This window comes from Mesorhizobium waimense (assembly GCF_003601975.1).
GTDB classification, from domain to species: domain Bacteria; phylum Pseudomonadota; class Alphaproteobacteria; order Rhizobiales; family Rhizobiaceae; genus Mesorhizobium; species Mesorhizobium waimense.
The window spans coordinates 190423-215517 of sequence record NZ_QZWZ01000009.1 but is presented as its reverse complement, the minus strand read 5'-3'; the positions used below and the strand labels follow the sequence as shown (position 1 = coordinate 215517).

The 25095-nt window shown below is 63.0% G+C and carries 22 protein-coding genes; 9 read left to right on the top strand and 13 right to left on the bottom strand.

Features of this window, described 5'->3' with window-relative positions; translation table 11 throughout:
- Nucleotides 1-76: 76 nt before the first annotated feature.
- Nucleotides 77-1816: a 2-isopropylmalate synthase gene (leuA, locus tag D3227_RS14405; RefSeq protein ID WP_120014761.1), complete on the bottom strand. Its 1740-nt coding sequence runs from the start codon at nucleotides 1814-1816 to the stop codon at nucleotides 77-79.
- Between the two features lie 394 nt (nucleotides 1817-2210).
- On the opposite strand from leuA, the gene D3227_RS14395 reads away from it, so the two are divergent.
- The 3 genes from D3227_RS14395 (at nucleotide 2211) to D3227_RS14385 (ending at nucleotide 5496) form a co-directional block, all read left to right on the top strand.
- Nucleotides 2211-3377 (top strand): ATP-grasp domain-containing protein, encoded by a 1167-nt coding sequence (locus D3227_RS14395; RefSeq protein ID WP_120014760.1) that lies wholly within the window; start codon nucleotides 2211-2213, stop codon nucleotides 3375-3377.
- Nucleotides 3378-3381: 4 nt separating this feature from the next.
- Nucleotides 3382-4158, top strand: coding sequence for an esterase family protein (locus D3227_RS14390; protein ID WP_120014759.1), 777 nt, complete (start codon nucleotides 3382-3384; stop codon nucleotides 4156-4158).
- Between the two features lie 261 nt (nucleotides 4159-4419).
- A complete protein-coding gene (locus D3227_RS14385) occupies nucleotides 4420-5496 on the top strand; it encodes a siderophore-interacting protein (RefSeq protein WP_120014758.1) in 1077 nt (358 codons plus the stop codon).
- A 39-nt stretch (nucleotides 5497-5535) separates the two neighbouring features.
- On the opposite strand, the gene D3227_RS14380 is transcribed toward D3227_RS14385, so the two are convergent.
- From D3227_RS14380 to D3227_RS14360, 5 genes are all read right to left on the bottom strand, one after another.
- The gene (locus D3227_RS14380) at nucleotides 5536-7641 is read right to left on the bottom strand and encodes a TonB-dependent siderophore receptor (protein WP_120014757.1); all 2106 of its coding nucleotides are present in this window, start codon (nucleotides 7639-7641) and stop codon (nucleotides 5536-5538) included.
- Between the two features lie 169 nt (nucleotides 7642-7810).
- Nucleotides 7811-8899 (bottom strand): AbrB family transcriptional regulator, encoded by a 1089-nt coding sequence (locus tag D3227_RS14375; RefSeq protein WP_120014756.1) that lies wholly within the window; start codon nucleotides 8897-8899, stop codon nucleotides 7811-7813.
- A gap of 71 nt (nucleotides 8900-8970) precedes the next feature.
- Entirely contained in the window at nucleotides 8971-9279 is a 309-nt protein-coding gene (locus tag D3227_RS14370; RefSeq protein ID WP_120014755.1) for a putative quinol monooxygenase, read from the bottom strand.
- A gap of 49 nt (nucleotides 9280-9328) precedes the next feature.
- Nucleotides 9329-10108 carry an SDR family NAD(P)-dependent oxidoreductase gene (locus D3227_RS14365; RefSeq protein ID WP_120014754.1) on the bottom strand — a complete coding sequence of 260 codons (780 nt, stop codon included), beginning with the start codon at nucleotides 10106-10108 and terminating at the stop codon, nucleotides 9329-9331.
- A gap of 76 nt (nucleotides 10109-10184) precedes the next feature.
- Nucleotides 10185-10619, bottom strand: a complete 435-nt coding sequence (locus D3227_RS14360) for a DsrE family protein (RefSeq protein WP_120014800.1) — start codon at nucleotides 10617-10619, stop codon at nucleotides 10185-10187.
- 97 nt (nucleotides 10620-10716) lie between these two features.
- Between D3227_RS14360 and D3227_RS14355 the strand changes: the two genes are divergently transcribed.
- From D3227_RS14355 to D3227_RS14345, 3 genes are all read left to right on the top strand, one after another.
- The gene (locus D3227_RS14355) at nucleotides 10717-11805 is read left to right on the top strand and encodes a hypothetical protein (protein WP_120014753.1); all 1089 of its coding nucleotides are present in this window, start codon (nucleotides 10717-10719) and stop codon (nucleotides 11803-11805) included.
- A 79-nt stretch (nucleotides 11806-11884) separates the two neighbouring features.
- Nucleotides 11885-12130 carry an antitoxin gene (locus D3227_RS14350; RefSeq protein WP_120014799.1) on the top strand — a complete coding sequence of 82 codons (246 nt, stop codon included), beginning with the start codon at nucleotides 11885-11887 and terminating at the stop codon, nucleotides 12128-12130.
- Nucleotides 12127-12513, top strand: a complete 387-nt coding sequence (locus D3227_RS14345) for a type II toxin-antitoxin system VapC family toxin (RefSeq protein ID WP_120014752.1) — start codon at nucleotides 12127-12129, stop codon at nucleotides 12511-12513. The genes D3227_RS14350 and D3227_RS14345 overlap by 4 nt, the downstream gene beginning before the upstream one ends.
- A 6-nt stretch (nucleotides 12514-12519) precedes the next feature.
- Here D3227_RS14345 and D3227_RS14340 read toward each other — a convergent pair whose 3' ends face one another.
- The 5 genes from D3227_RS14340 to D3227_RS14320 form a co-directional block, all read right to left on the bottom strand.
- Nucleotides 12520-13449: a cation diffusion facilitator family transporter gene (locus tag D3227_RS14340; RefSeq protein ID WP_208646371.1), complete on the bottom strand. Its 930-nt coding sequence runs from the start codon at nucleotides 13447-13449 to the stop codon at nucleotides 12520-12522.
- Nucleotides 13450-13472: 23 nt separating this feature from the next.
- A complete protein-coding gene (locus D3227_RS14335) occupies nucleotides 13473-15662 on the bottom strand; it encodes an anthranilate synthase (protein WP_120014798.1) in 2190 nt (729 codons plus the stop codon).
- Nucleotides 15663-15894: 232 nt separating this feature from the next.
- Nucleotides 15895-16944 carry a M14 family metallopeptidase gene (locus tag D3227_RS14330; protein ID WP_120014750.1) on the bottom strand — a complete coding sequence of 350 codons (1050 nt, stop codon included), beginning with the start codon at nucleotides 16942-16944 and terminating at the stop codon, nucleotides 15895-15897.
- Nucleotides 16945-17083: 139 nt separating this feature from the next.
- Nucleotides 17084-18460, bottom strand: coding sequence for an FAD-containing oxidoreductase (locus D3227_RS14325; protein WP_120014749.1), 1377 nt, complete (start codon nucleotides 18458-18460; stop codon nucleotides 17084-17086).
- Nucleotides 18457-18918, bottom strand: coding sequence for a DUF4126 domain-containing protein (locus D3227_RS14320; RefSeq protein WP_120014748.1), 462 nt, complete (start codon nucleotides 18916-18918; stop codon nucleotides 18457-18459). The genes D3227_RS14325 and D3227_RS14320 overlap by 4 nt, the downstream gene beginning before the upstream one ends.
- 155 nt (nucleotides 18919-19073) lie before the next feature.
- Here D3227_RS14320 and D3227_RS14315 point away from each other — a divergent pair, with 155 nt between their 5' ends.
- A complete protein-coding gene (locus D3227_RS14315; protein WP_120014747.1) occupies nucleotides 19074-19631 on the top strand; it encodes a sugar O-acetyltransferase in 558 nt (185 codons plus the stop codon).
- A 21-nt stretch (nucleotides 19632-19652) separates the two neighbouring features.
- On the opposite strand, the gene D3227_RS14310 is transcribed toward D3227_RS14315, so the two are convergent.
- Nucleotides 19653-20639, bottom strand: a complete 987-nt coding sequence (locus D3227_RS14310) for a helix-turn-helix domain-containing protein (protein WP_120014746.1) — start codon at nucleotides 20637-20639, stop codon at nucleotides 19653-19655.
- Between the two features lie 126 nt (nucleotides 20640-20765).
- Between D3227_RS14310 and D3227_RS14305 the strand changes: the two genes are divergently transcribed.
- Nucleotides 20766-21413, top strand: a complete 648-nt coding sequence (locus D3227_RS14305) for a cysteine hydrolase family protein (RefSeq protein ID WP_120014797.1) — start codon at nucleotides 20766-20768, stop codon at nucleotides 21411-21413.
- A gap of 518 nt (nucleotides 21414-21931) precedes the next feature.
- Nucleotides 21932-23296: a hypothetical protein gene (locus tag D3227_RS14300; RefSeq protein ID WP_120014745.1), complete on the top strand. Its 1365-nt coding sequence runs from the start codon at nucleotides 21932-21934 to the stop codon at nucleotides 23294-23296.
- 111 nt (nucleotides 23297-23407) lie between these two features.
- On the opposite strand, the gene D3227_RS14295 is transcribed toward D3227_RS14300, so the two are convergent.
- On the bottom strand, nucleotides 23408-25087 hold the full coding sequence (locus tag D3227_RS14295; RefSeq protein WP_120014744.1) for a formate--tetrahydrofolate ligase: 1680 nt from the start codon (nucleotides 25085-25087) through the stop codon (nucleotides 23408-23410).
- Nucleotides 25088-25095 lie beyond the last annotated feature (8 nt).

Genomic DNA, 25095 nt, shown 5'->3' with positions numbered 1-25095 from the left:
TAATTGCCCATGGTTAACGCGAGAGCCGGCTCGCGCCTGGAAGCGCCGCTGATGCGGTGCGCCAGGTATGGAAAGATCAGCCGACCTTACGGCCGACGATGCGGTTGGCGGCCGAAACCACGGCTTCCAGCGAGGCGGCGACGATGTTGGTGTTGATGCCGGCGCCGAACAGCTTGCCGCCGGGATATTCCATCTCGACATAAGAAATCGCCGAGGCGTTCGAGCCACGCTGCATCGAATGCTCGGAATAGTCGAGCACCGACATCTCCACGCCGACATGGCGCGACAGCGCGTCGACGAAACCGTCGATCGGACCGGTGCCCGAGCCTGATATCGTCACCTCCTTGCCGTTATCGAGGATGACGGCCTCGACCACGCGTCGGCCTTTGGTCTCGGTGTCCGGATAGGTGTGGTGGTCGAGGAACTTCAGCCGCGCGTCGGGCTGGTCGACATAGGTTTCGAGGAATTCCTCGTGGATGCGCCTGGCGGCCACCTCCTTGCCTTCGGCGTCGGTGATCGCCTGGATGTGCTGGCTGAACTCGATCTGCAAATTGCGTGGCAAATTGAGGCCGTAGTCGGCCTGCAGCACATAGGCGATGCCGCCCTTGCCCGACTGCGAGTTGATGCGGATGATCGCCTCGTAGTTGCGGCCGACATCGGCCGGGTCGATCGGCAGATAGGGCACTTCCCAATGCGGCGTGTTGGCCTTGCGCAGCGCCTTCATGCCCTTGTTGATGGCGTCCTGGTGCGAGCCGGAAAAGGCGGTGTAGACGAGTTCGCCGACATAAGGGTGGCGCTCGGGGATCTTCAGCTGGTTCGAGTACTCGTAGACGTCCTTCATCCGGTTGATGTCGGAGCAGTCGAGCTCGGGATCGACGCCTTGCGTGTACATGTTGAGCGCCAGCGTGACGATGTCGACATTGCCGGTGCGCTCGCCATTGCCGAACAGCGTGCCCTCGACACGGTCGGCACCGGCCATCAGGCCGAGTTCGGTGGTGGCGATGCCGGTGCCGCGGTCATTGTGCGGATGCAGCGAAATCAAAAGGTTCTCACGATTGTCGAGGTTGCGGCACATCCATTCGATGCGGTCGGCATAGATGTTGGGCGTCGACATCTCGACCGTCGACGGCAGGTTGATGATCAGCTTGTTGTCCGGCGTCGGCTTCACGATCTCGGTGACCGCGTTGCAGATCTCCAGCGCCACTTCGAGTTCGGTGCCGGTGAAGCTCTCGGGCGAATATTCGAAGCGATAGCCGCCGCCGGCCTTGGCCGCCATATCGGTGATCATCTTGGCCGCGTCGGTGGCGATGCGCTTGATGCCGGCGACGTCCTTCTCGAAGACGACGCGGCGCTGCAATTCGCTGGTCGAGTTGTAGAAATGCACGATCGGGTTGGTGGCACCCTTCAGCGCCTCGAAGGTGCGGGTGATGAGCTCGGGCCGGCACTGCACCAGCACCTGCAGCGAGACGTCGGCGGGCACATTGCCCTCCTCGATGCACCAGCGGGCGAAGTCGAAATCGGTCTGCGAGGCCGACGGGAAGCCGATCTCGATCTCCTTGAAGCCCATGTCGAGCAGCAGGCCGAACATGCGTGCCTTGCGCTCATGGCCCATCGGATCGATCAGCGCCTGGTTGCCATCGCGCAGATCGACCGAGCACCAGATCGGCGCTTTGTCGATGACTTTCGAGGGCCAGGTGCGGTCGGTGAGGCCGACGGTCGGATAGGGTTGATATTTGCGAGGGGCGTCGCGCATGCCACGTACCCCGCCGTTGCCGGTCACCGCGGCATCGGATCGGATGTCTTCTCGTGCGTTCATCGTTCATTTCTCCCGGCGGCTCGCGGATCCGCCTTCAGACGGATGGGTGGCGAGCGGCGCCTTACCAGATTTTCGTTCGCTTGATGTCAATTGCCAAGGAGCGTGCGCGTAAGCGGCGGTTCGACCGCCGGGCGCTCCTTCAGCGAACCCGGCGATCGCCGATAAGGCCGAGAAGAAGCAGGGTCGAAGCAAGCGCGCGCACGGTCTCGCCGGCAAAGCCGGTCGGACGGGAAGCGACGGAAGAGGCGCGCGTGTTCATGGCGGATCTCTTACAGGAGCGGACAATGAGAGGCAAGTGGGCCGCCGCCCTGGCAAGACGCGCAAGCTCTTCCCCATAGGGAGCAAATACGCCAAACTCGCCTCGACTTTACAGCGACGCCGGGGGAGGCCGTCCATGAATTTCGTTTTCTTCTCGCCGCATTTTCCGGTCAACGGCGCCGATTTCTGCGACCGGCTGAAGAAGGCCGGCGCCACGGTGCTCGGCATCGGCGATGCGCCGTATGAAGCGCTGAACGGAAAACTGAAGACGGCGCTGTCGGAATATTACCGTGTCGCCGACATGGAGGACTACGAGCCAGTGTTCCGGGCGATGGGCCACTTCATCCACAAATGGGGCCGCATCGACCGCTTCGAGTCGCTTAACGAGCACTGGCTGGAACTCGAGGCCAACATCCGCACCGACTTCAACATCTTCGGCACCAAGCTCGATTTCGTGAAGAATCTGAAGCGCAAGAGCCGCATGCGCGCCTTCTTCCGCAAGAGCGGCGTCGAGACCATTCCGCAGCGCAAATGCTCCGATCGCGCCGGCGCCATGACCTTCATCCGACGCGTCGGCTATCCGGTGGTGGTGAAGCCGGATTCCGGCTCCGGCGCCTCGAACACCTTCAAGATCTCCAACTCGAAGGAGCTCGACCAGTTCTTCAGGGACAAGCCCGAGGGCGTGACCTTTGTCATGGAGCAGTTCATCGAGGGCCTGGTGGTGACCTTCGACGGGCTGGTCAACCGGGACGGGGAGGTGGTGCTGGCGGCCAGCCACCGTTACGACCAGAGCGTCATGGAGGTGGTCAACCGCGATCGCCACATGAGCTACACCTGCTTTCCCGAGATCAGCCCGGCGGTGGAGGAGGCGGGCCGGAAGATCCTCAAGGCGTTCGACGTGCGCGAGCGCTTCTTCCACATCGAGCTGTTCGAGACCAAGGACAAGCGCGTCATCGCGCTCGAGGTCAACATGCGTCCGCCGGGCGCCTGGATGACCGATGCGATCAACTACACGTTCGACATCGACGTCTATGCGGCGTGGGCCGAAATGGTGGTGAAAGATGCCGCCGGCGGGCCTTATGAAGGCAAGTATTTCACCGCCTATGCCAGCCGCAAACGCCACCTCGCCTATTTGCACAGCCATGCGGACGTGCTAGCCGCCCACGGCGACAAGATCGTCCACCATCAGGCCATCGAAGAGGTTTTCAGCCGCGCCATGGGACATTACGCCTATCAGATGCGCTCGAGGGATCCGAAGGCGCTGCGCCAAGCGGTCGACTACATCCACGCGGAAAAGGCGTGAGGCGATGGACGTCTCCTATCACAAGGGTTTCGCCCGCAATCTCGGCCGCGATATGGAATACAAGCGCTACGGCCATGCCGGCCGGCCGGTCTTGGTGTTCCCGACCTCGCAGGGACGGTTCTACCAGTTCGAGGATTCCGGCGGCGTCGGTGCGCTTTCGGAATTCATCGACACCGGCCGCATTCAGCTGTTCACGCTCGACGGCATTGATTCGGAATCCTTCTTCGACAAGCATGCCGACCCGGCCGACCGTATCGCCCGCCACGAGGCCTATTTCCGCTATGTGCGCGAAGAAGCGCTGCCGGAACTGCTGACGACGGCGGCAAAAGCCAATGGCGGGCGCGAACTGAAGCCGCTGTTTTCAGGCTGTTCGATGGGCGGCTACCACGCGTCGAATTTCGTCTTCCGCTTTCCGGAACTGGCCAGCGGCGTGATCGCGCTGTCGGGCGTCTACTCGACCCGCGATTTCTTCGGCGGCGCGCTCGACGGCAATATTTTCTTCAACTCGCCGCTCGACTATCTGCCTGGGATCGTCGACCAGAAACTGCTTGGCCGGCTGAAGGCGCTCAGGCTGATCTTCTGTTGCGGGCAGGGCGCCTGGGAAGAGCGGATGCTGGTCGAAACGCGGGCGCTGGAGCAGGTACTGCGCGACAAGTCCATTCCAGCCTGGGTCGACTATTGGGGCGGCGACGTTAGCCATGACTGGCCGTGGTGGCACAAGCAGCTGGTTTACTTCTTCGGCCGTTGGCTGGATGACGATTTGATGCACCGCCTGGACTGATGAACCACGCCCGATCCCATCCGGTGCTTTGTCGAGGCCACCACGCCGGCGGCGAGGGCGACATGACCTTCACACTGGACGACGTTCCATCGCGAGCCTGGTGATCGCCTAGGATCCGCCTGCATTCTTGAGATTCGCTCGCTCGTAAAATATGACTTCTTTCATCATGTTTCTGTGGAAACACCGGCGCCTCTGTGGCATGCCGATGGTTGCGGCGCCTCGGGCGGCGTCGCTTCAACCGGTATTCGAAAGGCTGCACCCATGGAGCAACTGAGCGCGCAAACCCATATCCGCAACGATGCGATCCGGCCGGTCATGGACAAGCTGCGCGCCGAACACAGCGACTTCGAGATCGACACTGGCATCGCCGACCAGTGGGAATTCCGTATGCATTACGGCTCGTTGAACGCCACGCTCGACGACGGCAGCGTGCTGATCCGGGTTGCGGCGGAGGACGAGACCTGCCTGTCCTACATGAAGATGACTGTCGCCGGGCACTTTTCGGAGCATCTTGGCACGACGAAAGGTATTCGCTGGCTAGGCGATGGCAGCGATGCCGGTACGCCGGTCTTCTTCCGCGAGATCAGGGTTGTGTCGGCAACGCGGATTTCTCCGCACATGCAGCGCGTTCGTTTCTCAGGCAAGGATCTTGGGCGGTTTGCGCATGGCGGCCTGCATGTGCGGCTGCTGCTGCCGCCGCGCGGCCGGCAGCCGGTCTGGCCGTCGATGGCGTCGGACGGGCTGCTAGTGTGGCCCTCGGGCAAGGATGCGCTGGTCGTGCGGGTCTACACGATCCGGGCTCTGGACGCCGCCGCCGGCTGGCTCGATGTCGACTTCGTGCTGCATCCCGGCCAGGACACGCCGGCCGCCACCTTTGCCGAGAATGCGCAAGCCGGAGATATCATCGGCATGATCGGGCCTGGCGGGGGCGGAGCGCCCGATGCGGAGGTCGTGCTTCTGGTCGGCGACGATACGGCACTTCCCGCCATTGGCAGGATCCTCGAGGAGCTTGCGCCATCAGCCCGCGCCGAGGTGCTCATCGAAGTGGATGGCCCGGAGGACCGGATGCCGCTGGCCGGAGGCCAGAACATTGCCATCACCTGGCTTTACCGGCAAGGCGTTGAACCCGGCACCGCCTCCCTGTTGCCAGCGGCGCTGCGGGCACGTGATCAAGCTGCGCTCTCTGACGAGCTCTATGTCTGGGCGGCGTGCGAATTCGCCGATTTCCGTGAGATCCGCAAGATCGTGCGCAAGGAGTGGGGCCTGCCGCGCGGCCGACACCTGGTCACCGCCTATTGGCGCCGGGGCGCCGAGGGCGACGACGAGGGCGAGGAATAGCACCGCGCCGCCGCTTGGCGGCAGCGCGGATGGCGTCGGTCAGAAGCGGTAGCGCAGGCTGGCGAACAGCGAACGGCCTTCGTCGCGGTAGCAATAGCCGGCCGAGCAGATGGTCTTCTGGGTGTCGAACAGGTTCTTGGCGTTGACCTGCAGCTTCACGCCTTCGAGCTTCGGATTGCGGTAGCCGAAATCATAGGACAACGAAGCGTCGACGAAGGCGCGCGCCTCGTTCTTGAAGGTGTTGGTGTCGTCGCCATAGCTCGAGCCGGCGATACGCACGCCCGTGCCCAGGCCCAGCCCTTCCAGCGTGCCATTCTCGAACTGGTAGTGGCCCCAGAGCGACAGGATGTGATTCGGCGTCGCCGACAGTTCCTTGCCGGCGGTGAATTGGGCGCCGCGCTCGATCTTGACGCGCAGATAGGTGTAGGAGGCAATGAAGCTGAAGCCGTTGTCCAAGGAGGCATTGGCTTCCAGTTCGACGCCGCGCGAATTGAGGTCGAGCTGGCGCTGCTTGTTGATGCCGGTCGAGGCGTCGAAGACGACGCCGTCCTTCTGGTCGATGTCGAAGAGGGCGGCGCTGACGGTCGCGTTGTAGTCCGGGATCTCGTATTTGACGCCGATCTCCTTTTGCGTCGCGATGGTCGGGCGCGCGACCCGGCCGACAGTGCTGGTGACGTCGTCAAAGACGAAGCCGATGTTGGGCGAGAACGAGGTGGAATAGTTGACATAGGGCGTGATGCCCCATCCGGTCTGGTAGGACAGGCCGAGCCGGCCGGAGAAGGCGCTGTCCTTCTGACTGGACTGGGTGAAGTCGGCGGCGGTCGAGGTCGTGTCGACCCAGTCGTAGCGGCCGCTGGTAAACAGGGTGAGATCGTTCCATTCCATCTGGTCGTGAAGGTAGACGCCGAGCTGGTTCATCTCCTGCCCGCCATAGTGCGGAACCGCGGCCGACTTGATGTCGTCGACCGAGACATATGAGATCCCGCTGCCGGCATCATAGTCCGACCAGGCATAGTCGATGCCGCCGACCGCGGTGTGCCTGACCGGGCCGGTGTCGAACTCGAACTGCGCCATGTTGTCGACGACGAAGTTCTTCATGGTCTCGGTGTAGTGGCCCCAATAGCGCTTCAAGTCCGCGCCGTCCGGATAGTGGCCGCTGTACTCGATGTCGCTGGCGACGGCGTTGTAGCGCAGGTTCTGGCGCACCGTCAGCACGTCGTTGAAGCGATGCTCGAACTCATAGCCGATGCGGCCTTGCGTCTGGTCGAAATCGTTCCAGGCCGGATCGCCCTCATAGACGTTGGACAGCACGCCATAGGCCGAATTGTAAAAGGCGGCGGTGCCGCCGGTGACGGATTTCGAGTACTCGCCGAGGATGGTGAGCTTGGTGTCCTCGTCCGGCTTGAAGGTGACCGCCGGCGCCAGATAGAGCTTGTCGTCTGGATAGCCGGCCAGATCGGTTTCGCTCAGGCGACCGAGGCTGGTGAAGCGGTAGAGAATAGTGCCGTCTTCATTCACCGGCCCGGACGCATCGAGCGCGGCCTGGAAGCGGTTATGCTCGCCGGCCAGCAATTCGATCTCGTGGAACGGTTCGTCCTTGGGGCGCTTGGTGACGACATTGACGATACCGCCCGGGCCGCTGATGCCGTAAAGCGAGGATGCCGGTCCTTTGAGGATGGTGACGCCCTCGATGCCGTAAGGCTCGGTCTTGAACCAGGCAGAGGGGCCGTTGTACTGGCGTAGCCCGTCGCGGAACATGCCGTTGTAGAAGGCCTGGAAGCCGCGCAGGAAAAAGGCGTCGTAGCGGGTGTCGAAGCCGAAGCTGTTGGGATTGGCACTGGCCGTGTAGCCGAGCGATTCGTTCAGCGTGCGCGGCTTCTGGTCCTCGATCTGCTTTTGCGTGACGACCGAAACCGCCTGCGGGATCTTGGTGATCGGCGTATCGAGCTTCGTGCCGATGCGATCCTTCTTGGCGACATAGCCGTCCTGCACCAGGATCTCGTCGCTTTCGGCGCTGACTTCGATCTTGCCGAGCACGGTGGCGTCCCCACTCTCCTGTGCGCCGGCCGGCAGGGTGTGGCCGAGCAGGGCGGTACCGGCCAGCAATGACAGTCTCCAGCACCATGTTGCCGTCAGCGTCCGCATTACTCGTCTCCACTGTCTCATGCTTGATTGCGATCCCGCGCTCTCAAATATGAGTATGTGAGTCAAGTAATTTCTCGTGTTTGCGCGACGACTTGTCCGGACTGTTGCCCGGCAGCAAAAATCACCCGGTTCTGGTGCAGCCGAGCTCAGGTCAAGGGGCGGAAAATGCTTATGGTTTCACGCTTCTTGCCACCAGGCGCGCGACGCTCGGCCCGATCAAGAGCACGACGAGGAAGCGGGCCGATTGCAGCGCCATGACGAAGGAGATGTCGACGTTTTGCGCCGCGGCGGCGATGATGGCGACGCTGTCCATGCCGCCGGGACTGGTCGCCAGATAGGCGGTCAGCGGATCGATGCCGAGCAGATGGCTGATCAGGTATGCGAGGCCGCCGCAAAAGGCGATCAGCGCGACGATAGAACCGATGATCTGCGGCAACGCCCGCGCCGCGTGGCGCAGGATCGGCCGGGTGAAATTCAGGCCGATCGACCAGCCGATAAGCGCATAGCTGACCGCCAGCAGCGATTGCGGCAACTGCATCGGCACGCCGAAGCCGAGATGGACGATGGAGCCGACGATGAAGGTACCGAGGAAAAACGGCGAAGGCAGTCTGCAGAGCTTGCCGAACAGGCCGCCAACGAGCGCAATGCCGATGGTGGCGGCGAAGGCCTGCGGATCGATCGGCGGAAACCAGACGATGGCCGGGACTTCGATGCCTGACGTATCGACCCACATCCTGGCGATCAGCGCCGCCGTCATCGAGACGAAGATGACGCGCAGATACTGCATGAAGGCGACGAGGCGCTGGTCGGCACCGAAAGCGCCGGCCATCAGCACCATCGCCGTGGCCGCGCCCGGCGACGAGCCCCAGACCGCCGTGGTGCCGGGCAGAATGCGCCAGCGGCTGATCAGCCAGCCGAGCAGGCTCGAAGCCGCAACGGTCGCCACCACGACGCCGAGGAACAGCGGCCATTCCTGGTAAAAGACGGGAAAGATATCGGTGGAGATCGAAGCGGCGACGAGGCAGCCGACGACCGCCTGTGCCGAACCGAACAGCGGCTTCGGTATGCGCACCGACGCGCCGTTGGTGCCCGCGAGGATCGCCGCCAGCATCGGGCCGATGAGCAGCGCAGCGGGCAGGGCGGCCAGTTCCAGTGCGCCGGCGAACAGGAGCGAGAAAACCAGCAGGACCAGCCATTGCCAGCGCCTGTGCAACTGCGCCATGCGCTCGACGGGGGGCTGGTCTGGCGAGGAGTCCATATCCGCGTCTTAGACCCGGACGAGCCAAAATGCGAACCCCGTCTAGCGAGGAATCAGCCGCTGCCGAGGTGTCAGCCGGGCTCGGCCGTTGGCAACCCGAAACCGCCGACGGGGCGGGTTTCGACCTGGAATTCGAAACCGGCGATGAAAGGGCGTGCCTTGGCGATCGCCGCCTGGACCTCGGGCAGTTGCAGCGAGGCCTTGTGGCTTGCCTGATCGGTCCACACTTCGGTGACCCAGATCGCGTCAGCGTCGACCGGGTCGATGGCGATGACGTAGCTCAGGCAGCCGGGCAGGGCGCCTGTGGTCTCACGCAGCACGTCCATGACCGCGTCGCGCTGGCCGCGCGCCGCCCGCATCTTGCCGATCAGTCCGTACATTCCCTTGTCTCCCTTCAGGGTTGCGCGAACTGAGTATGCAGGTCTCGGCTCAAGGCATCAACTGGCCGCCATTCACCTCGATCACCTGTCCGGTAATATAGCCGCTCAAAAAGTCGGAGGAGAGGAACAGATAGGCTCCGACGCAATCCTCGGCGGTGCCGGCGCGTCCTTGAGGAATGGTGGCGATCATGCCCTTCATCTGCTCTTCGGTCGAATAGCGTTCGTGGAAAGGTGTACGAATAGTGCCCGGCGCCACGGCGTTGACGCGGATGCCGAAATCGATCAGTTCCTTGGCCATGCCGCGCGTCACATTGGAGACGAAGGCCTTGGCCGAGCCGTAGAGGCCGGCCCCGCCGCCGGCGCCGTTGCGGGCGGCGATCGAGGAGGTGTTGACGATGAAGCCGCCCTGGCGCTTCAGCCATGGTATCGCCTTGCGCGAGGCGGTGAGTACGGAGCGCGCGTTGAGGTCCATCACCGCGTCGTAATGGGCCTCGGTTTGCTCAGCATAGGGCACGCGGCCAAGCATGCCGCCGGCATTGTTGACCAGCCCGTCGAGCCGGCCGAATTTTTCAGCGCTTTCCTCGACGACGCGCTCGACATCGGCCGGCACGGAGAAATCACCTTGCGTGAGGAAGACCTCGCCGCCGCCATCGCGAATGGTCCCGGCGAGTTTCTCGGCCGCATCGCGGCTTGAATTGTAGTGCAGCGCGACGCGGCATTTCTGCGCGGCATAGGCCAGCGCCAACGCCGCGCCGATACCGGTCGAGGCGCCGGTGACCAGCACCGTCTTGCCGGCGAGATCTGGGATGACAAGGGTGGGGGCGGTCATGGGCACCTTTTCCTCTGGGATGTACTGCTCTCCCTTCGTAGGCTCTCGTCGCCCTCACGTTCAAGTCCGTGACGCCTCAATGCCTGAGATAGGCATAGCCCTGGCGCTGCAGTTCGGCGAGCTTGACGACGCCGCCCTCGTCGACGGCATGGAAGCCGTCGAGCAGGTCGGCGAGCGTGATCTCCATGCCTTGCATGGTGTTGCCGCAAGCATGTGGACTGAGGCCCTGCTGGACAAGGCCGGCGAAGCGGCCGGAAATCGCCGCCGATATCCCTTTTGACTTGAAGGCGGCAAGGGCCGGACCGTGCACGACCAGCGCAATATCGACATTGCCGCCGGTGCCTTCATAGTGGTTCTTGATGTTGCCGAGCACGAAATTGACCTTGTCGACGTCGCTCAGATGATAGGCGACTTTCAGCTTTTCCTCGGCGGCAGCGGCCTTGACCTGGCGCAGCCCGAAAAGGCCAGCGGCCCCGGCAAGACCGGCGCGGAACATATCGCGGCGTTGCATCGCTTCCTCCCTGATCCGCCAGTTTTGCATGGCCCCGGCTTCGCTCCTAGACTAGCATAAATTGCAGGCACGTCCTGTCGGTGCGAGGAGGGATCACATGACGTCGAGGACCGTGGTTGGCGCTGGGCTTGGTGCCGTCTTGCTTGCGGCGCTTGCTGGCACGGCTTTTGCCGACGACACACCCAAACTGACCGAACTCAGTCCGAACGGCGCCGATGCCTGTTTCGGGCGGATCTACGATGCAGCCCATCTCAAGGCGCATCCGAAGCAGAAGGTGGCGCGGATCTTCTTCTACTATGGCCACGACCCGGTCAGCCGGCCGAACGAGGAGCCGAGCGCAGGCGCCGACAGCTCCTACAACTCCTTCATTGCCACCACCGTGCGTGGCGCGAAAGGGCCGGAATGGGCCGGCGGCTGGTGCAATCACGAGTCCGAGGATGGCAAGAGCGGGCCGATCCATTGCGGCATGGACTGCGACCGCACCCTGGCTTCGCTCAAGGTCGACGACAAGGGCCGACTGATCGTCACGGATGTGCAACCCGACCTCTATCTCGATGCAGGGGCGGAAGACGAGCTTGGCAAGGCTGAATATGACAGGCAGGCGCTTGGCAAGGAGGATGACAATTTCCGGCTCGACCCGATGCCCGCGGCGACCTGCAAGGCGGAATTCGCGCGCATCGATCCGATCGATCCGGCGCTCGGTCCGCCGCTGCGCGAACGGCTCAAGCCGGATCAACCCTTCTGCTACGGACGCGACTACGATGCCGCGCATATCGGCTCGCATCCCGATCAGGTGACGCAATCGATCAGGGTGTTCCGCGGACCGGTGGAACTGGCGTCCTTTGCCGCCGGCGGGGACGCAGCCAACTGGCCTGACGGCGCCGACATCGCTATTTCGGTCACGACGCGGCAGAAGTCGGGCAAGGTCACGCAGACCTATTCCTGCCAGGGCGAGGCCGACCAGTGGCGTTGTGCGACGAGCGCGAAGATGAGCGACTCTTCCTGCGACATCACGCAGAAGGAAATCTACCTACGCCGCAGCGCCAACGGCACGATGATGCTGGCCAACCCGAACAGCAGCCTGCCGATCATCGACATGTGCTCGAAAGCGGCCGAGGGCAAGACCGCATCGGACGATAAGGTTTATCGGTTGAACCCGATGCCGCAATCGGCCTGCGCGCCGTGAGCTTTGATGGCGCATCGGTCTTGTCTGCGTCCGTAAAATGATATATATCTTTGGCATATATCATTTTGGAGTGAGCACGGTGGAAAAGGCAAAGGTGTTCTGGTCAGGCCGTTCGCAGGCGGTGCGGCTGCCCAAGGAATTTCGTTTCGAAAGCGATGAGGTTTCAATCCGCCGTCACGGCCAGAGCGTAATCCTCGAACCGCTTGCGCAGTATTGGGCCTGGCTCGACCAGGTGACCGGACCGCTTGACGACGATTTCGCTGAGGCGGTGCTGGAGAAGCCGGCGGAACAGCATCGGCCGGCTTTGGACGACGTCTTCAAGTGATCTATCTGCTCGACACCAATGCCGTCATCGCGATCATGAAAGGGGATGCGGAGCTGTTGGCGCGGCTTAAGCAACACAGTCCGCAGGATTTTGCGCTTTCAGCCATCGTCGTTCACGAACTCTACTTTGGTGCCCAAAGGAGCGAGCGAAAGGCGGACAATCTGGCGCGAGTCGAAGCCTTGCAGTTCCCTGTACTCGAATTCGATCGCGACGATGCGAGGCATGCCGGCGAAATTCGGGCAGCGCTTGCGATATCTGGGACTCCGATCGACCCCTCTGATGTGCTTATCGGCGGGCAGGCGCGCGCGCGACACCTGACACTGATGACCCGCAATGTCAGGGAATTCGAGCGGATTAAGGGTCTCGCGATCGAGACCTGGTGAACAACTTCAGGCGAACGGCACCGCCGTGGTGCCCTTAGGCAGTTTTGCCTCGTCATCCGGTTCGACATGGATGGTGACGCGGACCGAGGGGATTTCCGCCTTCAGCGCGTCCTCGATACGGTCGCAGATGACGTGGCTGTCGCCCACCGTCATGTCTGCGTCTACGACCATGTGGAACTCGATGAAGGTGGCGCGGCCGGCAATGCGCGTCTTCAGGTCGTGGACCTCCAGCGCGCCTTTCGAATTGGCCGAGATGACGTCACGGATGCGCATGTGCTCCTGCGTATCCACGGCACGGTCCATGAGGCCGCTCAGCGATTCTCCGGTCAACTTCCAACCCTGGTAGAGAATGTTCAGCGCCACCAGCAGCGCAAGCAGCGGGTCGAGGATATGCCAGCCGGTCATTACCGCGCCGACAAGACCGACGATGACACCAACGGACGTCAACACGTCGGTCATGATGTGCTGGCCGTCGGCGACAAGTGCCGGCGATCGTTCGGCGCGGCCGTTGCGGATCAGCACCAAGGCCCATACCGCGTTGACGACAGCGGCTCCGGCATTGATCATCAAACCCTGCCAGGGCTGTTCGAGCACGGGCGGGTTCTGCAGCGACTGCCACACCTTGGCGATGATCAGCATCGCGGCCACGACGATCAGCACGCCCTCGAGGACCGCGGAAAAGTATTCGGCCTTGTGGTGACCGAACGGATGGTCGCTGTCGGCCGGTTTGTGGCTGATGCGGATCGCCCACAGCGCGGCGGCCGCGGTGATGACGTTGACGATGGATTCCAACGCGTCGGAATAGAGGGCGACAGAGCCAGTGATCCGCCAGGCAACAAACTTCAGCCCCATCACCAGGAAGGCGATGACGATCGACCAGAAGGCAAGGCTGGCAATCCTGCGCTTGGCAGCGGCTTTTGCCGCGGCCGCCGTCATGTCTTCCGTTGCGGCCATCGTTGCTAGGCAGCCTTTTCCTTGGCCTTGCGCGGCAGGTGCGCAACGATGTTCTCGATGATGCGCATGCCGGCATTGTGGCCGAGCGTCATGATCGATTCCGGATGGAACTGTACGGCGGCGATCGGCTCCTTGCGGTGCTCGAAGGCCATGATGACGCCGTCCTCGGTCTCGGCCGTGACGATGAAATCGTCGGGCAGGCGCACCGGATCGGCAAAGATCGAATGGTAGCGGCCGACGGTCACTTCCTTGGGCAGGCCGGAGAAGATGATCCCGGGCTTGGAGACGCGGATGCGCGATGGCTTACCGTGCATCGGAACATGCAACTGCCGCAGCTCACCGCCATAGGCCTCGGCCAGGGCCTGCAGGCCAAGGCAGACGCCGAAGATCGGCAGGTCACGGGCTCGAGCCTTTTTGATGGTCGCGGCGCAATCAAAATCCTTCGGCGTGCCCGGGCCGGGCGAGAGCACGACGAGATCCGGCTTCAGCCGTTCAAAGACCTCTTCCGGCACTGGCGTGCGCACGGTGGAGACATTGGCGCCGGTCTGGCGGAAGTAATTGGCCAGCGTGTGGACGAATGAGTCCTCGTGGTCGACCAACAGGATGTTGACGCCGTCGCCGACGCGCGCGGTGGTGCGTTCGGCACCGGTTGCGTTGCCGGTCTTGGCGTCGCGGATGGCGGAGAGCATGGCGGATGCCTTCAATTCGGTTTCGGCTTCTTCTTCCTCGGGAATGCTGTCGAAGAGCAGCGTGGCGCCGGCGCGCACCTCGGCGATGCCGTCCTTGATGCGGATGGTACGCAAGGTCAGGCCGGTGTTCATGTCGCCGTTGAAGTTGACCATGCCGATCGCGCCGCCATACCAGGCGCGCGGGCTCTTCTCGTTCTGCTCGATAAAGCGCATGGCCCACAATTTCGGTGCGCCGGTGACGGTCACCGCCCAGGCATGCGAGAGGAAGGCGTCGAAGGCGTCCATGCCTTCGCGCAGCCGGCCCTCAATGTGATCCACGGTGTGGATCAGGCGCGAATACATTTCGATCTGACGCCGGCCGATGACGCGCACCGAGCCGGGCTCGCAGACGCGCGACTTGTCGTTGCGGTCGACGTCCGAACACATGGTGAGCTCGGATTCGTCCTTCTTCGAGTTGAGCAGCTTCAAGATCTGTTCGCTGTCGGAGATGGCGTCGTCGCCGCGCTTGATCGTGCCGGAGATCGGGCAGGTCTCGACCCGGCGGCCGTTGACGCGCACGAACATTTCGGGCGAGGCGCCGATCAGGTATTCGCCGTCGCCGAGATTGATGAAGAAGGAATAGGGCGAGGGGTTGATCGCCTTCAGCTTGCGGGAAATCTCGGAGGGCTCGGTCTCACAGCGCTCGTAGAACATCTGGCCGGGCACGACCTCGAACAGGTCGCCGCGCTTGAAGCTCTCCATCGCCCTGCGCACCAGCTTCGCATATTCGCCTGGCTCATGGTCGCCGCGCGGCGGGATGCGGTCGGCGGTCTTGAACGGCTCGACAGCCGCGTCACGCGACAGCCCTTCGGTCGAGAACCCGTCGCCGGAATAATCATAGCGGTCGGTCCATGCCTTGGTCGAATAGTGGTCGACGACCAGGATTTCGTCGGGCAGGAACAGCACGAGGTCGCGCTGGCTCTCCTTGCGTTCGAGCTTGTAGTCGACCGGATCGAACTGGAAGGCGAGGTCGTAACCGAAGGCGCCGTAGAGACCGAGATTGGCGTCTTCCTCGGTCTTGAACAGAGCGGTGATGGCGCGCAGCACGGTGAAGACGGAGGGGACGCGGCTGCGCTCCTCTTCGGTGAAGACGCGGCCGGGCTTGGCCACCTCGAGGCGGATGAGCTTTTTCGACGCTTCGGCGATGGTGACCTCGGTGAGGCCGCCAAGCGCCTTGCCGATCACAGGCAACAGTAGCTCGCCGCGGCTGTTCAGCGCTTCGATGCGGATGGTGCGGCCGCGTGCCGAGATGACCAGCGGCGGGTCGATGATGGCGGTATCCCAGCGCGTATAGCGGCCCGGATACTCGTAATTAGAGGAAAACACCGCACCGCGGCGCGAATTCAGCCCGTCGACATAGGCGTCGATCGCGCCTTCATAGGGCTGCTCGTGGCGCTCGCGGGTGATGGTCACGCCACCGGCGGTGACGAAGCGCTCCGCCCCGGTTTCCAGAATGATCGTCGTCATTGCCGTCTCCATCTTGGGCAACGGACCCGGGAATGGCTTGAAAAAACAAATGGCCGCCCGGACATTCCGTTGCGGCCACCCTCTCTATTCACGCGCACGCGTTCGAACAGGCCGCTGTCAGCGAGCCCACCACCAAATGGTCTTGTTCGAACGCATGTTCATGGCGGATTCCCATAGCGGCGATTGACCGGCCGCGCAACTGGATTCAATGAAGGTGGTAAAACCCGAACCCTCAGTCCTCAAGCGTCCCTGACCTTGCATCGGCGCTCTTCCTGTCGCCGACCAGCTTTAGAAGATCCTCGCCGGCGCGGATGATGCGCCGGGAACGCCGGGTCAGGATGAGGCCGGCCTGCGGCGCGAACACCTCGGTGCGGCCATCGGCTTGGCCCGGCGCGTGGATGATTGTTGCGAGCCGTGTGCCCTTGGCGACGCGGTCGCCGGGCTTGACGTCATAGAGTATCGCGCCAGCCCGGGGCGCCGGCATCATGTCAATGTTTTCGAGCGGCGCGACGGTGCCGGTGAATGGGTTGGGTGCGCACAGGGCCGGATCGGCAATCACGCCGCGTGCCACCAGCAGCCGGTAGAGGCCCTCAGCATCGGAGATGGCGAGAGCACCGTCGACATCGAGTATGCCGCGATACTCGACCGTGGTGGCGACGCGCCGGTCGAAGCGTGCGACATCGGCGGGAACGTTCTGGTAGGGCATGATCGAGGCGCCCTCAAAGGTGCCGTCGCTGTCCTCGCTCCACAGCACCACCGCATCGACGCCCATGGCCGCGGCGCAGTCGGCCATCGCTGGCCACAGGCTGGTGTGGATGTAGAGATAGGCGAGGCCTTCGTCGTCGCAATGCAGGTCGATCACGATGTCGTGGCCGAGCGAGAGCTGCAGCAGACGCGTCTTCAACTGCTGGTCGGGCGTGCCGTGCGCCGGCAAAAGCGCGGTGTCGGGCGCCGCCAGCAGCGGAAAGCCGCGGTTGAAGTTGGTGCGCGTGCCCAAATGGAAGCGGCCCTGGTGCTCGCCGAAATGATATTGCGCACGGCCGATCGGATTGGCCCATGGCACGATGGTGATCGCGCCCTTGATACGGCCTTCGCTCTCGGCCTTGGTCAGCATCGGCATCAAGGCGTCGATGGCGACGACGCCTGGCAGCTCGCCGGCGTGAAGTGCCGCCTGCAGATAGGCTGAAGGCGCCGCCTTGTCTGCTCCGTTGAAGCAGAAGACCGGGAATTCGTAGGAAACGCCCTCGCTGTCGCCGGCGATGCGTTCGATCGATTTCTGCATGGGAGGCCTCCAGAGGCGCAACACATGCACTTTTGCGACTGGGCTGTCGATTGGTCCAGCTTGCGCCGCTATGGGCGCAATGAGGCTATTCGGCGGGAGCCTGAAGGGCGACGGCCGGTGCTCGACGGTCGAGTGCCTGCTAGGCCAACGGCTTCAAGTCCTGGGCGATGGTCGGCAGAAGTTCCGAGACATTGGGATGGATGTGCGTTGCCCGCGCCAGCGTGCTGATCGGCGCCTTGGCATACATCAGGTCGAGCACGCAGTGCACCGCTTCGTCGCCGCCGGGGCCGAGCACCGAGCAGCCGAGGATTTCCCCGGTATCGGCATCGGCCAGAATCTTCATGAAGCCTTGCGTCTCGCCCTTTTCGACGGCGCGGCCGACGCGGGTCATCGGCCGCTGGCCGACCAAAGCGCGCCGGCCGGATTTTTTCACCGCCGCTTCAGTCATGCCGCAGCGGCCGAGCGGCGGGTCGATGTAGAGGGCATAGGCCTCGATGCGGTCGCTGACCTTGCGCGGGTCGTTGTCGAGCAGATTGGCGGCGACGATCTCGTAGTCGTTGTAGGAGGTGTGGGTGAAGGCGCCCTTGCCGTTGCAGTCGCCCATCGCCCAGATGCCGGGCACGCTGGTGCGCAGCTGTTCGTCGACGACGACGAAACCGCGCTTGTCGACCTCGACGCCGGTCTTGTCTAGGCCGAGATCGTCGGTGTTGGGGGTGCGGCCCAGCGCCAAAAGCACATGCGAGCCGACCGCCGGCGCCCTGCTGGCGGAGAAAGTCACGGCAATGTCGTCGCCCTGCCTGGCAAAGCCGATGTCGTCGGCGCCGGTGTGGACGGTGATGCCCTCATTCTCGAGGATGGACAGGATGGCGGCCGAGACGTCCTCGTCCTCGCGGCCGGTCAGGCGCGGGCTCTTTTCGATGACGGTGACTTCTGCGCCGAAGCGGCGGAACATCTGCGCGAATTCGAGCGAGATATAGCTGCCGCCAACGACGATGAGATGGCGCGGCAGCACATCGAGATCCATCATCGACGAATTTGTCAGATAGTCGATGTCGTGGATGCCGGGCAGGTCCGGCACCGAGGCGCGGCCACCGGTGTTGAGGAAGATCTTTGGCGCGGTCAAAAGGTCGTCGCCGACACGCACGGTGATGGCGGATTCGAAGCGCGCATGGCCGCGATAAAGCGTGCATTTGTCCATGTCGGCGATCCAGGTCTCGAGCCCGGCGCGGGAAGCGCCCGACACCTTGTCCTTGCGCGCCTTGATCGCCTTGTAGTCGACGCCGACGGGACCGCCGAGCGTCACGCCATAGTCGGCAGCGCGGCGGGCCAGATGCGCCGCATAGGCGCTGGCGACCATGGTCTTGGTCGGGATGCAGCCGGTGTTGACGCAGGTGCCGCCGACCAGCTTGCGCTCGATCAGCGCCACGCTCATGCCGGCCGCGTTCAGCCGGCCGGCGAGCGGAGTGCCGGCCTGACCGGCGCCGATGATGATGGCGTCGAAAGTCTTTGCCGTCATGCCACGGCCGCCACGATGAGCAGGCCGCCCACGATCGCCACCGCGTCCTCGATGAAGGCGGCGGGCGGATCCTTGCCGAAAGCGGCTGCCAGCCGGCCGCGCACTTCGGCGCCGCCATACGTGCCGATCACCGCGCCGACGGCGCCGGCGATGAGCCCGCCGATGGTGGCGCCGCCGGTCGCGCCGATCACCGCGCCGGCGAAGGCGCCAGCGATGATGCGCGCGCCGAACTGCTGCGGCACTTTCCTGCTCGGCGTCGACGGCAACTGGTCGGTGATCAACTCGACGATGGCCAGGATGGTGAAGATGCCGACGGCGGCCCAGTGGCTCATGAAGCTCGCCCAGGTCCCGGCCACGGGCAGCCAGCCGAGATAGGCACCCCAGGTAACAGCGGCCGGCGCGGTCATGGCGCGCAGACCGGCAATGACGCCGATCAGCAGTGCAAGCATGTAAAGCATGATTGACCCCCTCGATGTCAGGGCCGGGACAGCCCTGCCGGGGCAAGCTAGCATAGGTCGAACATTTGACCAGAGACGGGTCGCACTTCTCGTATTGGGGCCGACTGTACTTTAGTAAAACATCGAAACACGACGCAGAGACAGGAGACACCGCCTTGGCACAAATTGAACGCACGAAAATGGCGGCAGGTGAGTGGTATACGTGCCTCGACGACGAACTGGAGGCGCTGCGCGTCATCGCCCGCGACGCTTTGTTCGAGCACAATTCGCTCCCGCCCGGGCAACGTGGAAACCTCGGGCCAAGCCTGAAGGCGCTGCTTGGAAGCGCGGGCGAGGGCGCGCGGATCGAGGCTCCGTTCCACTGCGCCTACGGCTTCAACGTCTTTCTCGGCGACGGCTCGTTCCTCAATGCCGGCTGCACCATCCTCGATACGGCGCCGGTCCGCATCGGCGAGCGGACGCTGCTCGGCCCGAACGTGCAGATCTATTGCGCCGAGCACCACAAGGAGGCGGCCGGGCGGCAGGCAGGGTTGGAGATCGCCAAACCGGTCGAGATCGGTGACAATGCGTGGATCGGCGGCAGCGCCGTCATTCTCGGCGGTGTCAGCATCGGCGAGGGCGCCATTGTTGGCGCCGGCGCGGTGGTGACGCGGGATGTGCCGGCCAATACGACCGTGGTCGGCAATCCGGCGCGGCCGATAAAGCAGCGCTGAGCGGTTCCTGATTCCGGCCGCTCAGAGCGCCGAGGCGTGGGCCCGGCCCTGAGCGCTCTTTGAAAATTCGCGCCTGTACTGCATCGGCGATGTCCTGAGCCGCGCCGCGAAATGCTGGCGGAGCGACGTGGCGCTGCCGAACCCGGCCTCGAAGGCCACCATATCCATCGATTTGTCGGTCGCCTCCAGCAACCTTTGCGCCAGCGCCAGGCGCTGGTCGGTCAGCCAGTCGCCGAAGCTGGTGCCGTTCGATTTCTGAAAGCGGCGCGTGAACGTCCGGCGGGTGAGGCCGGCGGCATCGGCGACGCTGTCCAGGCTGTGCGCTTCGCCGAGCGTTTTGCGCACTTGGTCGAGAGCCTGCGCGAACCGGTCGGCGGTCGGCGTTTTCGCGACCGGACGTTCGATGAACTGCGCCTGTCCACCTTGCCGGTGCGGAGACAGGACAATGTGGCGGGCGAGCCGCAGTGCTATTTCAGCACCATAGCGGGCTCGCACAATGTGGAGGCAGCAATCCAGCCCGGCGGCGACGCCGGCCGATGTCACGATGTCGCCCTCGTCGACATAGAGCACATCCGCATCGAGGATGATGTCGGGATGAAGCGCCTGCAATTGGTCCGTATAGGCCCAGTGCGTCGTCGCTCGCCGTCCCGCAAGCAGTCCGGCGGCGGCGATGGCGAAGGTGCCGAGGCAGAGTCCCACGATCAGCGCACCGCGGCGATGGGCGCGGCCAAGCGCCTCTGTCAGCGCTGGCGGCAACGGATCCTCAAGCTCTCTCCAGCTTGGGACGATGACTATGTCGGCGTCTTCGAGTGCGGCGAGCCCGTGCGGCACGGCAATCATCAATCCGGCATCGGTATGGATTGCGCCCTGTTCCATCGCGCAGACGCGAAAGTCGAATCGCGGCAGGCCAAGCCTGGTGCGGTCGGTGCCGAATACCAGGCACGGCACGGAGAGGTGGAATGGACTGATGCCATCGAACGCGATGGCGGCGATGATCGGGTCTGCCATGGGACACCTTTGGTTGGAAGGGAGTTTGTCCCAATTCTTTCGAATGATGTCAATCGGGACACTTTTGGACGATCGGCGGCACGCCTATCCTTGCCCAATCAGATCCAAGCCAGAAAGGAAAACACCATGTCTGCAGCAGCCAACAGCAAGGCGCCGCGCCGCGCGCTCGTCGTCGTCGATGTCCAGAACGACTATGACGGCGGCAACCTCGCCATCCAGTATCCGCCGTTCCGCGACAGCGTCGTCAATGTGGCGCGCGCCATGGACGCGGCCGCCGAGGTCGGCGTGAAGGTCGTGGTCGTCAAGCAGATGGCGCCGGAGACGTCGCCGATTTTCGCCAAGGGCAGCCATGGTGGCGAGCTGCATCCGGAGATCGCCCGACGAAGCCGCGACCACTATGTCGAAAAGGCACTGCCCTCCGCTTTCACCGGCACCGACCTCGAAGACTGGCTGCGCGCCAATGTGATCGATACGATCGTCGTTGTCGGCTACATGACGCACAATTGCGATCTCTCGACCATCATCCACGCCGTGCATATGGGTTTTGCGGTCGAGTTCCTCTCCGACGCCACCGGCTCGGTGCCCTATGCCAACAGCGCCGGCTATGCCTCGGCCGAGGACATCCATCGCGTGGTGAGCATCATCCTGCAGTCGCGCTTCGCGGCGGTGCTCAAGACCGCCGAGTGGATCGACTGCCTGACGTCCGGTGCGCTGCCGGAGCGCGACACGATCTATACGTCCAACCAGCGCGCGCTGGCGCGAAACGCCGCGTAGGGAACCGGCTCGGGAAACAAAGGGCGCCGCAGCGATGCGGTGCCCTTCTTGTTTCGCGCCTTTGGATGTCATCCAAGCCGGTCCACGATCTGTCTTGCTCGCTGCAAATCTCTTTTTCGGGCCCAATTCGCTGTTCAAAATAATCCACCGATCGAGCGTGGATTCCACCGCCACTTCAAAGCAAAGGAAAACTACGCAACGAGTGATGTATTTCACAGACGCCAAGCTCGACTTTCCAGAGGGTGAAGTTTGGATCTAATCCAAGTGCGATTGGTAGACTGTGGGGCTAGCAATTGAAAACGCGCGTTGCATGGACTGCAGTTGCTGCCGCGCTTGTTGGTGTCGCGGCAATTCTACCGTGGCCTGCTTTCGCCCAGGTCCCCCCGCACGCTCCAGGTACAATTTGTCATACTCCGAATTTCTGGTGTTGGGCGCAGCCGCCAGGCCCGCCGGGAACGCCCTGTGGATGCCCAAGCCCCTACGGCTTTGTGCCTGGGTGGCTAGGCTGAGGAGGGAACTTGGCGCAACCGACAGAAACCGCAAGCGTCGAGGATCTGCTCCTGGAAGCGGACCAGATTATCGCGGAGGCCTCAAGGAAGGGGAAGCCGCGAAACGAGTATCTTGTATCCGCGCGAGCGAAGGTTGCGATGCTTCCGTTAGAGCAAAGGAAAATGGATCAGACCGATGTTGTTGCGCTGAAGGCCGAAATCGAATCTGCTCGCCTGCTGTTGAAGAGCAGCAACAACGATCGTGTCTCCCGCGGCATGGTCTATACTTGTATTTTCCTGTCAATGTTGCTGATGTTTCTCGTCGGTTCTCTGTCCCTGGTATACAACAGAGGTGTCGCGTTGCTGACGGAGATCCAGACTTTGGCGGCGCAGCAGCCGGATCGTCGTTTCGGTCAATTGGAACGACAACTGCTGATAGCTCAGGATGAGTTGTTCTCTCCAGATCAGGTGCAACTCGCAAACCTTCCGGTTGAATTGGGCGGGAAGCCAGAAGACGCCAAGGTTCAAACGAAACGGCCAATCGACGAGCTGGCTCGTGAATCGTCCTACCTTACCTTGCACGAACTTCGCGATCTCAATTTCAAACTGAAATCCCTGGAAACAAGAGTGGGCGACTTCGAGAATTTGTCGGACTCGCCTTTTCCGGGAGTGTTGAAACTCGAAACCTTCGTTACGACGGCGATGGCCAGCGGTCGGGATATTGTCGGCGCATTCAAGACCGCGGACGTCACCATGTCGGGCTCCCCAACGCCCGAGACGAAGCCGGATGGTGCCGGCGACGCAGATGCCGCCAAGCCACCGCCGGCCGGAAGCGATACCATGAATTTCTTTTGCCAGGCCCAACCGGCAGCGAAACCGGAAGTCATAGACGGCGCCACGACGCAAGCGATCTCCGCGGCTGAACTTGCTGCACATGCCTCCAGTTCTCAGGTACTTGGGATGGACATGAGGAGAATTGTTGGCCAGGCCTGTAAGTATTCTCTGAATTACGTCTCGATGACGGTGCCGTCGGTGGATTCGTGGGCACTAAGGATAAAAGACGCTATCGATCCCTATGCCGTGTGGATTCTGCCGTGCCTTTATGCAGCCTTAGGCTCCATGATCTACTACATGAGGCTTATACTGGACACGACACAGCCGAACCCGCCAGTCTATCGCATCGCGCACCGAATGGCGCTGGCCGCATTGGCTGGAATGATCCTGGCCTGGTTTTGGGGGCCAACCTTTGGCAACAACAGCGAATTCAAATCTGTCGGTTTCGGTCTCTTCACCTTCGCCTTTGTGGTCGGGTTCAGCATAGACGTCTTCTTTGCGCTGCTCGACCGGCTGGTTTTCGTTTCCACAAATGCAATCAGCAAATTCGGCGCGAGCTAACCGGCCGGTGACCGCAAGGATTGGCTGAGCGCGAGCTCCCAATCCTTGCTTTCCAGCAGACGCGTCTTCATCGGTACGCAAAAACGCCTGCGCGACTGATAGTCATGGATCTCAGAACAGGCCTTCGATCTGGCCGGTCTCGTTGAGGAAGATCTTCTCCGAGGACGGCGCCTTGGGCAGGCCGGGCATGGTCATGACCTCGCCGCAGATGATGACGACGAAGCCGGCGCCGGCCGACAGCCTGACCTCGCGCACCGGCACGGTGTGGCCGGTCGGCGCGCCGCGCAGGTTCGGGTCGGTCGAGAAGGAATACTGCGTCTTGGCCATGCAGACCGGCAGGTTGCCGTAGCCGGCCTGTTCCCAGGCGTGCAACTGGTCGCGGATCGACTTGTCGGCGATCGCCTCGTCGCCACGGTAGATGCGCTTGACGATGGTGTTGATCTTTTCGAACAGCGGCATCTCATCGGGATAGAGCGGCGAGAACTGCGACGCGCCGGACTCAGCGATCTCGACCACCTTCTTCGCCAGATCCTCGATGCCGGCCGAGCCCTGGGCCCAGTGCTTGCACAGGATCGCCTGGGCGCCGAGCGAGGCGACGAAATCCTTCATCGCCTGGATTTCGGCATCGGTGTCGGTGGTGAAGTGGTTGATCGCCACCACTGCCGGCACGCCGAACTGCTTCACGTTCTCGATGTGGCGGCCGAGGTTGAGGCAGCCCTTCTTGACCGCCTCGACGTTCTCCTTGCCGAGCTCTTCCTTCTTGATGCCGCCATTCATCTTCATGGCGCGCACGGTGGCGACGATGACGGCCGCCGCCGGCTTCAGGCCGGCTTTGCGGCACTTGATGTCGAAGAACTTTTCAGCACCGAGATCGGCGCCGAAACCGGCTTCGGTGACGACATAGTCGGCGAGCTTCAGCGCCGTCGTGGTGGCGACGACTGAGTTGCAGCCATGCGCGATGTTGGCGAAAGGGCCGCCATGGACGAAGGCCGGGTTGTTCTCCAGCGTCTGCACGAGGTTGGGCTGCATAGCGTCCTTTAGGAGAACGGCCATGGCGCCATCGGCCTTGAGGTCGCGGGCATAGACCGGCAACTTGTCGCGGCGGTAGGCGACGATGATGTCGCCGAGGCGCTTTTCAAGGTCCTTGAGGTCGGTGGCCAGGCACAGGATCGCCATGACTTCTGAGGCGACGGTGATGTCGAAGCCGCCCTCGCGCGGGAAACCGTTGGGGACGCCGCCGAGCGAGCAGATGATCTCGCGCAGCGCCCGGTCGTTCATGTCCATGACGCGGCGCCAGACAACGCGGCGCGTGTCGATGCCGAGCTCGTTGCCCCAGTAGATGTGGTTGTCGATCAGCGCCGAAAGTAGATTGTGCGCGGTGGTGATGGCGTGGAAGTCGCCGGTGAAGTGGAGGTTCATGTCCTCCATCGGCACGACCTGCGCGTAGCCGCCGCCGGCAGCACCGCCCTTGACGCCGAAATTCGGCCCGAGCGAGGCTTCGCGGATGCAGACGATGGCTTTCTTGCCGATGCGGTTGAGGCCGTCGCCGAGGCCGACCGTCGTCGTCGTCTTGCCTTCGCCGGCCGGCGTCGGGTTGATGGCGGTGACCAGGATCAGCTTGCCGTCCTTGTTGCCCTTCACCGACTTGATGAACTCGGCGGAGATCTTCGCCTTGTCGTGGCCGTAAGGCAAAAGATGCTCGGTCGGGATGCCGATCTTTTGGCCGATCTCCTGGATCTGCTTCTTCTTGGCGGCGCGCGCGATCTCGATGTCGGACTTCACTTCGGCCATGACGGCTT